This is a genomic window from Chitinilyticum aquatile DSM 21506 (assembly GCF_000430805.1).
Taxonomy (GTDB): domain Bacteria; phylum Pseudomonadota; class Gammaproteobacteria; order Burkholderiales; family Chitinibacteraceae; genus Chitinilyticum; species Chitinilyticum aquatile.
Genome location: NZ_AUMS01000007.1, coordinates 289529 through 300899 on the forward strand (window position 1 = coordinate 289529; position 11371 = coordinate 300899).

At 57.9% G+C, this 11371-nt stretch carries 11 protein-coding genes and 1 rRNA gene; 4 read left to right on the forward strand and 8 right to left on the reverse strand.

Annotation, left to right across the window (positions count from 1 at the left end; genetic code table 11):
• Positions 1-84 precede the first annotated feature (84 nt).
• Positions 85-537, forward strand: coding sequence for an outer membrane protein assembly factor BamE (locus tag H559_RS19255; RefSeq protein WP_051279009.1), 453 nt, complete (start codon positions 85-87; stop codon positions 535-537).
• Positions 534-1331, forward strand: a complete 798-nt coding sequence (dapB, locus tag H559_RS0106630; protein WP_211230898.1) for a 4-hydroxy-tetrahydrodipicolinate reductase — start codon at positions 534-536, stop codon at positions 1329-1331. Before H559_RS19255 ends, dapB begins: the two co-directional genes overlap by 4 nt.
• 161 nt (positions 1332-1492) lie before the next feature.
• Here dapB and pyk read toward each other — a convergent pair whose 3' ends face one another.
• Positions 1493-2929, reverse strand: coding sequence for a pyruvate kinase (gene pyk / locus H559_RS0106635; protein WP_028452058.1), 1437 nt, complete (start codon positions 2927-2929; stop codon positions 1493-1495).
• Between pyk and H559_RS22600 the strand changes: the two genes are divergently transcribed.
• Positions 2928-3179: a hypothetical protein gene (locus tag H559_RS22600; protein WP_155845318.1), complete on the forward strand. Its 252-nt coding sequence runs from the start codon at positions 2928-2930 to the stop codon at positions 3177-3179. The genes pyk and H559_RS22600 overlap by 2 nt on opposite strands.
• Positions 3180-3355: 176 nt before the next feature.
• Here H559_RS22600 and H559_RS0106640 read toward each other — a convergent pair whose 3' ends face one another.
• The 6 genes from H559_RS0106640 to pyrG all read right to left on the reverse strand — a co-directional run bounded on the left by H559_RS0106640 (position 3356) and on the right by pyrG (position 9854).
• Positions 3356-3772 carry a MaoC family dehydratase gene (locus tag H559_RS0106640; RefSeq protein WP_028452059.1) on the reverse strand — a complete coding sequence of 139 codons (417 nt, stop codon included), beginning with the start codon at positions 3770-3772 and terminating at the stop codon, positions 3356-3358.
• A gap of 125 nt (positions 3773-3897) precedes the next feature.
• Positions 3898-5346 carry an aminotransferase-like domain-containing protein gene (locus H559_RS0106645; RefSeq protein WP_034640005.1) on the reverse strand — a complete coding sequence of 483 codons (1449 nt, stop codon included), beginning with the start codon at positions 5344-5346 and terminating at the stop codon, positions 3898-3900.
• 116 nt (positions 5347-5462) lie between these two features.
• The gene (ftsB, locus tag H559_RS0106650) at positions 5463-5783 is read right to left on the reverse strand and encodes a cell division protein FtsB (protein ID WP_028452061.1); all 321 of its coding nucleotides are present in this window, start codon (positions 5781-5783) and stop codon (positions 5463-5465) included.
• Between the two features lie 112 nt (positions 5784-5895).
• A complete protein-coding gene (gene eno, locus H559_RS0106655; protein ID WP_028452062.1) occupies positions 5896-7191 on the reverse strand; it encodes a phosphopyruvate hydratase in 1296 nt (431 codons plus the stop codon).
• Between the two features lie 91 nt (positions 7192-7282).
• Positions 7283-8134, reverse strand: coding sequence for a 3-deoxy-8-phosphooctulonate synthase (gene kdsA / locus H559_RS0106660; protein ID WP_028452063.1), 852 nt, complete (start codon positions 8132-8134; stop codon positions 7283-7285).
• Positions 8135-8201: 67 nt separating this feature from the next.
• Positions 8202-9854 (reverse strand): CTP synthase, encoded by a 1653-nt coding sequence (gene pyrG / locus H559_RS0106665; RefSeq protein ID WP_028452064.1) that lies wholly within the window; start codon positions 9852-9854, stop codon positions 8202-8204.
• Between the two features lie 260 nt (positions 9855-10114).
• Between pyrG and H559_RS0106670 the strand changes: the two genes are divergently transcribed.
• Entirely contained in the window at positions 10115-10849 is a 735-nt protein-coding gene (locus tag H559_RS0106670) for a beta-ketoacyl-ACP reductase (protein WP_028452065.1), read from the forward strand.
• A 205-nt stretch (positions 10850-11054) separates the two neighbouring features.
• Here the strand turns inward: H559_RS0106670 and rrf are convergent.
• Positions 11055-11168: ribosomal RNA gene (gene rrf, locus H559_RS0106675) — 5S ribosomal RNA — on the reverse strand.
• Positions 11169-11371: the final 203 nt, after the last annotated feature.

Here is an 11371-nt window from a genome sequence, read left to right on the forward strand (position 1 = left end):
GGCTGCTTCGATACGCTAATCCGGTTATGATATAGCGTTTCCCGGTGCTTGGCACCGCCCCACTCTCTCAGAAGAACTGAAACCATGAAGGCCTGCTCGATTTCCGCGCTTTTTGCCGCCAGCCTGTTACTCAGCGGTTGTGGCGTCCTCAATGCACTCAGCCCCTACAAACTCGACATCCCGCAAGGCAACGAAGTGACGGCCGACCAGGTTGCCCAGCTGAAAGCGGGCATGTCGCGCGGGCAGGTTCGCTTCCTGCTCGGTACACCACTGCTGCAGGACCCCTTCCATTCCGACCGCTGGGACTACGTCTACAGTGATGCCCGTGGTGGCAGCCTGAAGCGGCACTTTGCCTTCACCGTGTTCTTCGATGGCGACACACTGACCCGCTGGCAAGGCAGCACTTTGCCGGTCGATCCGAACAGCAAGTTCGCCAGAAGTGGTGACGCTGCCAGCGCGGCCGCCGCCGCAGACAAGACCGAACCGACTCAGGATACGGTCAGCGTCCAGCCCCTGACAGACGAGGCCAAGCAATGATCCGCATCGCGATTGCCGGTGCATCCGGCCGCATGGGCCAGATGCTGATCGAAGCCGTACTCAATGCAGACGCTTGCACGCTGCACGCGGCGCTGGACCGCGCGAGCAGTCCGGCCATCGGTCAGGACGCAGCGGCGTTCCTCGGCCGCAGCTCTGGTGTTGCCATTTCTGCCGATCTCAAAACGCTGGCCGGCGCGGATGTCCTGATCGACTTTACCCGCCCGGAAGGCACGCTGCTGCATCTGGCCGCCTGCCGCGAGCACAGGGTGAACATGATCATCGGCACCACCGGTTTCGACGAAGCCGGCAGCGCGGCAATCGAAGCAGCCAGCACCGAGATCGCCATCGTGCACGCCTACAACATGAGCGTGGGCGTAAACCTGCTCGTCAAGCTGCTCGAAGTCGCCGGCCGCGCACTCGCCACCGGTTATGACGTCGAAGTGCTGGAAATGCACCACCGCATGAAGGTTGACGCACCGTCAGGAACGGCACTGATGCTGGGGCGCGCGGTTGCCGATGCGCAAGGGCGCGACCTGAAGGACTGTGCGGTCTATGCCCGCGAAGGCATCACCGGCGAACGCGAAGCCGGCACCATCGGCTTCGCCACGCTGCGCGGCGGCGACGTGATCGGTGATCACACCGTCATCTTCGCCGGCATGGGCGAACGCATCGAAATCAGCCACAAGGCGAGCAACCGCACGATTTACGCCTCCGGCAGCATCCGGGCTGCGCGTTTCCTGCAAGGCCGCCAGAACGGCTTCTTCGACATGCAGGACGTACTGGGCTTGCGCTGATGAGCCGCGACTCCCTGGCATGAATGCACAGCCCCGCACGCGGGGCTGTTTTTCATACATCACACCCCATGTAGCCACCACCCTTTTGGATAAATGGCTGCAAACGCATACCCAACAAAAAACCCGCTCGCGCGGGTTTTTTGTTGGCATGAGCGCGTTACTCAGCGCGACTTGCGCTCGCCGATCTTGATGATCTTCAGGCAGTTGGTACCGCCGCCCAGACCGACGACATCACCGAAGGTGAAGGCTACCAGATCGCCTTGCTGGACGATGCCACGACGCAGCATTTCCACTTCGGCACGCACCAGCAGCGACTCGCGATCGGTATTTTCATGCGAGATCATCACCGGATACACGTCGCGGAACAGCGACAGGCGATTATAGGTTTCTGCTTCCGGCGTCAGCGCATAGATGGGCACACCGCGGATGAAGCGGCTCAGCCAGAGGGCCGAGGAGCCGCTCTGCGTGAGCGCAGCAATGGCCTTCACATTCAGATGGCTGGCCGCGAACAGCGCCGACATGGCGATGGTCTGGTCAATGCGACCGATATCGCCCTGCAGCAGCACTTCATCGCTGATCTTGTTTTCATAGGTTTTTTCCGCCTCGACACAGACCCGTGCCATGGCTTCGACGGTTTCCACCGGGTATTTGCCCGAGGCGGTTTCGGCCGAGAGCATCACCGCATCGGTGCCATCCAGTACCGCGTTGGCCACGTCCGAGACTTCGGCACGGGTCGGCACCGGGCTGGAAATCATCGATTCCATCATCTGGGTCGCGGTAATCGACAGTTTGTGCTTTCTGCGCGCCAGCTTGATCATCTTTTTCTGCAGCGCAGGCACGGCAGCATCACCCACTTCCACCGCCAGATCGCCACGGGCGACCATGATGCCGTCGGATGCGTCGAGAATTTCTTCCAGATTGGCGACCGCTTCGGTGCGTTCGATCTTGGCAATCAGCAACGCCTTGCTGCCGGCCGCACGCAGCAGAGTGCGGGCCATATACATGTCGGCACCGCTCTTGGGGAAAGATACGGCGACATAATCGGCATGCAGCTTGGCGGCAGTCTTGATGTCTTCCATGTCCTTGGCGGTCAGTGCCGGTGCGGTCAGGCCGCCGCCCTGCCGGTTGATGCCCTTGTTGTTGGACAGCGTGCCGCCGATTTTCACGACAACATGGATTTCGCTGCCCTGCACGCTGATTACTTCAAACACCAGACGACCATCGTCGAGCAGCAGGATAGCCCCCGGCTCGACATCATTGGGCAATTCCTTGTAATCAAGGCCGACACGCTCCTGGTTACCCATGGTGCAGTTGGCGTCGAGGATGAATTTGTCGCCGTTCTTCAGTTCGATCTTGTTCTTCTCGAACTTGCCGACACGGATCTTCGGACCTTGCAGGTCAACCATGACCGCCACGGCGCAGCCTGCTTTCTTGGCGCTCTCGCGGACGATCGCGGCGCGATCCAGGTGGTCTTGCGCCGTGCCATGCGAAAAATTCAGCCGGAACATGTTCACCCCGGCTGCAATCAGTTTTTCCAGAGTGGCGACATCGCCGGATGACGGGCCCAGCGTGGCGACGATCTTGGTGCTGCGTTGCATGGACAAAACTCCTGTGTCGATTCTTGTTGGTAATAATTTATCGAATACATTTGAAACGGCATGCCAACAGGCCGGAAACACAAGGCGGGCCTGCCGGCTGAGCGATTCTGCGCGCATGGAAATCATACCCATTTCACCTGCAAATGCGCATTCGTTCACTATTCGCGGCACATTTCGCAGCCATGCAGGCAACACTCCGGTCAAATGCAAATCCGTGGCGATCTTCCACACGGGCAATCAGGGCACATGACCGAGTCACTGCCCGCTAACGGGCAAGTGCTGCAAAATGTAACAGCTGGCGAAGGGGGGGGGATTGTGCTACATCAAGCCGCCCATGGGAATGGGCAAACCACCATGAAAATCGGCACAGGACCGGGAATCCCGGTACCGTGCCGACAGCATGGTCACGAACCTGCCAGAGCAGGTCTAGCCGCGCTTGGGCACCCAGACCAGCGCATCGCCTTCCAGCACTTTCACGCCACGTACATAGCATTCGGTCAGCAGCTTCACGCGCTGCTTTTCGGGATAGATTTCCAGAACTGTCGCCTGGGCACTGACGGTATCGCCAATTTTGACCGGCTTGATGAAGCGCAGATTCTGCGCCATATAGATACATCCCGGACCAGGCAGCTTCATGCCGATCACGGACGAAAGCATGCTGGCCGTCAACATCCCGTGAATGATGCGGCCGCCAAAGCGCGTTCCTGATGCAAACTCTTCATCGATGTGCATGGGATTGTTGTCGCCAGTCAGGCCGGCAAACAGCACGACATCGGTTTCGGTAATGGTTTTGCGGTACTCCGCCATCAGGCCGATGGTCAGGTCTTCGAAGAACAATGCCATAGCAAGCTCCTTGTGATGAGATGAAGTGCCACCATACTGCGGCGCAACATCGCATCATCATGAGGCCATCCCGTTACAGACCAAAGTCCTGAATGCGCAAATCGGCAAAAAGCGACACTTGGCAGCTACATTCCCGCAGCCAGCTCGCCCAGGCGCTGGATGGCACGCTCGTGCCGGACTGTCCACGGCTCCACGCAACAGATGCGCAGGCAATTGCGGTAGCTGTTGCTGGGCGAAAAAAGTGGCCCGGGGGTAAAGGAAATTCCCTCGGCCAGCGCGCGCTGCAACAATTCAAGCGTATCGACCCGGCTGTTGAGCTCTACCCACAGCACATACCCGCCCTGCGGCACATGCAGGCGCGTATCCCCCGGGAAATAACGCTGGATCGCGCTGACGGCAGCATTCACCTGTTCCGAGCAGGCCTTGCGCAGGCGACGCAGATGATGGTCGTAACCGCCGTTTTCCAGAAAGCGGGCAATGGCCCGCTGCAGGGGCACGGGGGTTGAGAAAGTATTGATGAACTTGAGCTGCTCCAGCTCGCGATGCCAGCGTCCGGCCACAACCCAGCCGACGCGGAAACTCGGTGCGACCATTTTGGTGAACGATGCCAGCAGCATGACATTGCCGCTGCGGTCGAACGCCTTGGCTGGCCGCGGACGCTCACCATGGTAGAAGAACTCGCCGTAAATGTCGTCTTCGATCAGCGGTACCTGTCGGGACTCAAGCAGCTCGACCAGACGGCGCTTGTTGTCGTCCGGCATCAGGCTGCCAAGCGGATTCGAAAAATTGGGCAAGAGGACACAGGCCTTTACTTGCCCGTTGCGGGTCGCCAGCTCAAGCGCTTCGATGGAAATGCCGGTCTGGGGATGGGTCGGGATTTCCAGCGCCTTGAGCTGGAAACTTTCCAGAATCTGCAGCAAGCCAAAATAGGCAGGTGATTCGATCGCGACCACGTCGCCAGGCTGGGTGACCGCGCGCAGGCACAGGTTCAGCGCTTCCAGCGCGCCGTGCGTGACCAGAATTTCGTCGGCATCAATCTGCCCACCCCATGTGAGCGAGCGGCGGGCAATCTGCCGGCGCAACTCCACGTCACCGATCGGATTTCCATAATCAGACAGGATCTCCGGGTCATGACGGGTCACCTGCGCCAGAATGCGCTGCACCTGCTGATTCGGATACAGTTTAGGGGACAGGATAGCCAGCCCGAAATCCACCTTCAGATCATGCAGGCGGGCCAGCTCAGCCGGTGCCAGCAGGGGATCGACCACCACTTCGGAGGGTTTCTGCGGCGGCTGGGTCAGGTCTGGCGCGACAAAACCGCGTGCCGCACGCACATAGAAGCCGGATTGGGGGCGAGCTTCGATCAGGCCGCGGTCTTCCAGCTCCCGATATGCTTCCATGACGGTAGACAGCGAAACCTGCCGCTGGGCGGACAGACGCCGGATTGAAGGCAGTTTCTCGCCCGGCTGCAGCGTGCCGCTGGCAATGGCCTGGGCCAGATCTTCCGCCAGCTGGAAATAGAGCGTTGCTGTCTTGCGCCCACCGCCCTGCTCGGTCACGACGACTTCATTCATGATGCATCCACCTGCTTATGATGAATGCACTATACCTCGCCCGAGAAAAGGATAACAGTAGTGCTTTCCTGATATCAACACAAAACTGTGCAGGAACAGATCAAATCAAGGCGCGATCAATTCGGAACTGTTGCGGCAGTCACACCCGATGCCGGCGTAGAGGCACGACGTTCCAGCACCTGCATGAAGACCTCATCGCGCCGGATCATGCCCAGTTCGTTGCGGGCGCGCTCTTCGATGGCATCCGTACCGGCTTTCAGATCGCGCACCTCGGCTGCCAGCGCATCATTGCGTGCTTTGAGTTTTTCATTCTTGCTCTGCTGCTCGCTCAACTGCTGATCCAGCTGCCAGGCACGCAGCCAGCTACCCTTTCCGACCCAGAGTGGCCACTGCAGGACAATAATCAGCAAGGCAAGGACAATGGCAAGCAATCGCATAGGCTACCCACAATGAAAAACCGGAGCCCGCAGGCTCCGGTTGACGATATTACTACAGCAGGCTGCACTTGGTGCAGGCGTTGCTGCAATTCATCGCTTAGCGCTTGGTTACTTAGCGTTTGATTTGATAAAACGCTTCGATACCCGGGTAGTAAGCAGCATCGCCCAGTTCTTCTTCGATACGCAGGATCTGGTTGTACTTGGCAATACGATCGGAACGGGACAGCGAACCGGTCTTGATCTGCATGCAGTTGGTGGCAACGGCCAGATCGGCAATGGTGCTGTCTTCGGTTTCGCCGGAACGATGGCTCATCACCGAGGTGTAGCCATTGCGCTTGGCCAGATCAACGGCAGCCAGGGTTTCGGTCAGCGAACCGATCTGGTTAACCTTGATCAGGATCGAGTTGCAGATGCCACGCTTGATGCCTTCTGCCAGGATCTTGGTGTTGGTCACAAACAGGTCGTCACCGACCAGCTGTACGCGGTCACCCAGACGGTCGGTCAGGACCTTCCAGCCGTCCCAGTCGCGCTCGCCCATGCCATCTTCGATCGAGATGATCGGGTACTTGTTCACCAGACCTTCCAGATAATCGATCATTTCGGCGGAAGTGAAGGTGCGGCCACCGCTCTTCTTGAAGCAGTAGTTGCCGGTTTCCTTGTTGTAATACTCGGAAGCGGCGCAATCCAGCGCGATCATGAAATCGGTACCGGCCTTGTAGCCAGCCTTCTCGATAGCGGCCAGGATCATGTCCAGCGCTTCTTCCGGACCAGCGACGTCCGGCGCGAAACCGCCTTCATCACCCACTTGGGTCGGCATCTTCTTGTCGTGCAGGATTTTCTTCAGGTTGTGGAACACTTCAGCGCCGTAACGCAGTGCTTCACGGAAGGTCGGAGCGCCAACCGGAACGATCATCAGTTCCTGGAAATCGAGGCTGTTGGAAGCGTGCTCGCCACCGTTCACCACGTTCATCATCGGAACCGGCAGGGCCATCGGGCCCGAACCGCCAACATAGCGATACAGCGGCAGACCTGCTTCTTCGGCAGCAGCCTTGGCGACAGCCATGGATACGGCCAGGATCGCATTGGCGCCCAGCTTACTCTTGTCTTCAGTGCCGTCCAGAGCCAGCATGGTTTTGTCGATGAAAGCCTGATCAGCGGCGTCCAGGCCGATGATGGCTTCACAGATTTCGGTGTTGATGTTTTCAACAGCCTTCAGAACACCCTTGCCCAGATAGCGGGACTTGTCGCCATCACGCAGTTCCAGTGCTTCGCGCTCGCCGGTAGAAGCGCCGCTCGGCACAGCCGCACGGCCCAGTACGCCGGATTCCAGCAACACATCGGCTTCAACGGTCGGGTTACCGCGGGAATCCAGAATCTCGCGGGCAATGACATCAACAATTGCGCTCATCAGTGCGTTTCCTTTGTTTGATAGAGTTAGTTCTAAATTGGGCCCAATCTCTTACCGGCCTTGACAGCCGCTTAAGCGTAGCACAATCGGGTTACAGCGTTTCTTCAATCAGCGAGTGTGCCTTGACGACCGCATCCAGTTCCTTGAGGACGGTCAGCAATTCCTTCATTCGCGGCAATGGCCAGGCATTCGGGCCATCCGACAGCGCCTCTGGCGGGTTCGGATGCGTTTCCATGAACAGGCCGGCAATGCCCGAGGCTACGGCAGCGCGCGCCAGTACCGGAACGAATTCGCGCTGACCGCCGGAGCGATCACCCTGCCCGCCCGGCTGCTGCACCGAATGCGTGGCATCAAACACCACCGGGCAGCCGGTATTGCGCATGATGGCAAGGCCGCGCATATCGCTGACCAGCGTGTTATAGCCGAACGACGCACCGCGCTCGCACATCATGAACAGGTCTTCCGGCAGGCCGGCTTCCCGGGCTGCATCACGCGCCTTTTCGGCCACATTTTTCATGTCACCCGGCGCCATGAACTGCCCTTTCTTGATGTTCACCGGCTTGCCGCTCTGGGCGCAGGCGCGGATGAAATCGGTCTGGCGACACAGGAAGGCCGGCGTCTGCAGGACATCAACAACACTGGCCACCGGCTTGATCTGCTCCGTTTCGTGCACATCGGTCAGCACGGGCACGCCAATCTGCTTTTTCACCTCAGACAGGATGCGCAGCCCCTCGTCCATGCCGAAACCGCGGAACGATTTGCCGGACGAACGATTCGCCTTGTCAAAACTTGATTTGTAGATGAAAGGAATACCCAGCTCTGTGGTGATTTCCTTCAGCAGGCCCGCCGTATCCAGCGCCATCTGCTCGCTTTCGATGATGCACGGGCCGGCAATCAGGAACAGCGGATGTTCAATGCCAATATCAAAACCACAGAGCTTCATAACAACCTCGAGGTATCAGTTCACAAGCAAACGGGTATAAGGGCTTCCCACTCATACCCGCCACAGTTTAACAACTCAGGCCGTCACGGCCTTGTTCTTTCGCAAAGGCCATCGCGGCCTCGATATAGGCCTTGAACAGGGGATGGCCATCACGCGGCGTGGAAGTGAATTCCGGATGGAACTGGCAGGCAAAGAACCAGCGATGCTTCGGCAGCTCGATGGTTTCCACCAGTTGTTCGGCTCCGGCCGATTTGCCGCTGATCTTGAGGCCGGCCGCTTCCAGGCGCGGCAGATAGTGATTGTTCACTTCATAGCGATGGCGGTGACGCTCGGTGATCTCGCTCGCGCCATAGATGCGCGCGGCCAGCGAACCGGTATCGAGATTGCACTGCTGGGCGCCCAGACGCATGGTGCCGCCCATGTTCGAGTTTTCATCGCGTTTTTCAATCTTGCCGTCGTGGTTCACCCACTCGTCAATCAGCGCGACCACCGGATATTCGGTTTCCAGATCGAACTCGGTCGAGTTGGCACCGGCGAGACCAGCCACATCACGGGCATATTCGATCAGCGCGATCTGCATGCCAAGACAGATGCCTAGATACGGAATGTTGTTTTCGCGGGCAAATTTTACAGCCAGAATCTTGCCTTCCACGCCACGCTTGCCAAAGCCGCCCGGCACCAGAATCGCATCCATGCCAGTGAGCTGACCCACGCCTTCGGTTTCCAGAATTTCGGAATCGACAAAGTGGATTTTCACTTCGCTACCGGTGTGGATACCGGCGTGCTTCAGCGCTTCAATCAGGGACTTGTACGATTCTGTCAGGTCAACGTACTTGCCGACCATGGCGATATTCACGGTCTGGTTCGGATTGTCGATGGCGTTGACGATACGATCCCACAGCGCCAGATCAGCCTTCGGCAGATCAAGCTGCAGCTGCTTGACGATGATTTCATCAATACCCTGCTCCGACAGCACACGCGGAATCTTGTAGATGGAATCCATGTCCGGGCAGGAGACAACCGCCTTTTCCGACACATTGGTAAACAGTGCAATCTTGCGGCGTTCGTCATCCGGCACCATGCGGTCGGCGCGACAGATCAGTACATCGGGCTGGATACCGATTTCGCGCAGCTCTTTCACGCTGTGCTGAGTCGGCTTTGTCTTGATTTCACCGGCAGCCGCAATGTAAGGCACATAGGACAGATGCACGAAGCAGGTGTTTTCCTTGCCCAGCGTCACGCCCATCTGGCGGATAGCCTCCAGGAAAGGCAGCGACTCGATGTCACCGACCGTACCACCCACTTCGATCACCGCCAGTTCAGCGCCGTTGGCCCCAAGATCAATGAAATGCTTGATCTCGTCGGTGATGTGCGGAATCACCTGTACGGTCTTGCCAAGGTAATCACCACGACGCTCTTTCTTGATGACCGATTCGTAAATCTGGCCCGTCGTGAAGTTGTTGCTTTTCTTCATCTTGGCCTGGATGAAGCGCTCATAGTGACCAAGATCCAGATCGGTTTCGGCACCGTCTTCCGTCACGAACACTTCACCGTGCTGCATCGGGCTCATGGTGCCCGGGTCGACATTGATGTAGGGGTCCAGTTTCATCATGGTGACCTTGAGGCCACGAGATTCGAGGATAGCCGCAAGCGACGCGGCGGCGATGCCCTTCCCCAGAGAGGAGACAACGCCGCCGGTAACAAAGATGTACTTGGTCATGGCAGGAAACACAAATTGGAATCGCGTATTCTAGCCGAAGCCGGCCTCCCCCTCAATTCTGGACAAACCCGCATAAGTATGTAATCCGATATGCGCGCGGTGGCGAGCTACAACCACGCCTGCTGTATTGGTAATTTTGTCAGTACAAACGCACATCGCTAGACAGCCTGCAAACCGCCCGCAATAATTACCACCTAAAGAAATATAACGTAAGTAATAAAAACATTTTTCGTAGCGCAAACCACTGGAAGGACTTAAACATGAGCAAAGTAGCACTGGTCACAGGCGGCATGGGCGGCATCGGGACGGCGATCTGCCGCCAGCTGGCCCAGCAAGGATTCAAGGTCGCGACCACCTACTCCCGCGCTGGTCGCGAACAAGCCTGGCTGGATGAACAGGCCGCGGCAGGCTTCACGTTTCATGCCTACGAGTGTGACGTGAGTGATTATGAAGCCTGCAGCAAAATGGCCGCGCAGATCCGCGCGGAACTGGGCGAAGTCGATGTGCTGGTCAACAATGCCGGCATTACCAAGGACGCCACGTTCAAACGCATGGACAAAACAAACTGGGATGCAGTCATCCGCACCAACCTGGATTCGCTTTTCAACGTCAGCAAACAATTTGTTGACGGCATGGCAGATCGCGGCTGGGGCCGGGTGATCAACATTTCGTCAATCAATGGCCAGAAGGGCCAGTTCGGCCAGACCAATTACTCGGCAGCCAAGGCCGGCATGCACGGCTTCACCATGGCGCTGGCGCAGGAAGTGGCCAAGAAGGGCGTGACGGTCAACACCATCAGCCCTGGCTACATCGCCACCGACATGGTGATGGCCGTACCGGAAGATGTGCGCAACAAGATCATCGCCGGCATCCCGGCGGGCCGGCTTGGCAAACCGGAAGAAATCGCCGGATTGATCGGCTATCTGGTGTCCGATGTTGCAGGCTTCATGACCGGCGCCAATCTGGCCATCAATGGCGGCCAGCACATGTGCTGAAAGGCAGCACCAACCCAACAAAAAGCCCCGATCAGCAATGGTCGGGGCTTTTTGTTGGGTACCGATTAAGTACATGACTACAACCTTTCTAAAACATAGGTTCCAGCCCCATACCTCGCCACATCTCTGCACCTCACCCTGCACTGGCACTGCCAAGCGCCAAGCAAAAGCCCCGACCATTTCTGATCGGGGCTTTCCATGGGGAGTCTGGCGATGTCCTACTTTCACACGGGCATTCCGCACTATCATCGGCGCTGAGGCGTTTCACCGTCCTGTTCGGGATGGGAAGGGGTGGGACCACCTCGCTAAGGTCACCAGACTATAACTGTTTGCATGTCGCACTCCTGCTTGATGTACGCCACGCTGAATTCAATAGAAGAAGTTAAACTTTCTTATCCCGTCGTATCGACTTTCTTTCTCGGGTCAATTGCCTCGTTTCACACCTAAGCCAATCACGCGTCTCAGGTTATAGGATCAAGCCTCACGGGCTATTAGTATCGGTTAGCTTAACGCATTACTGCG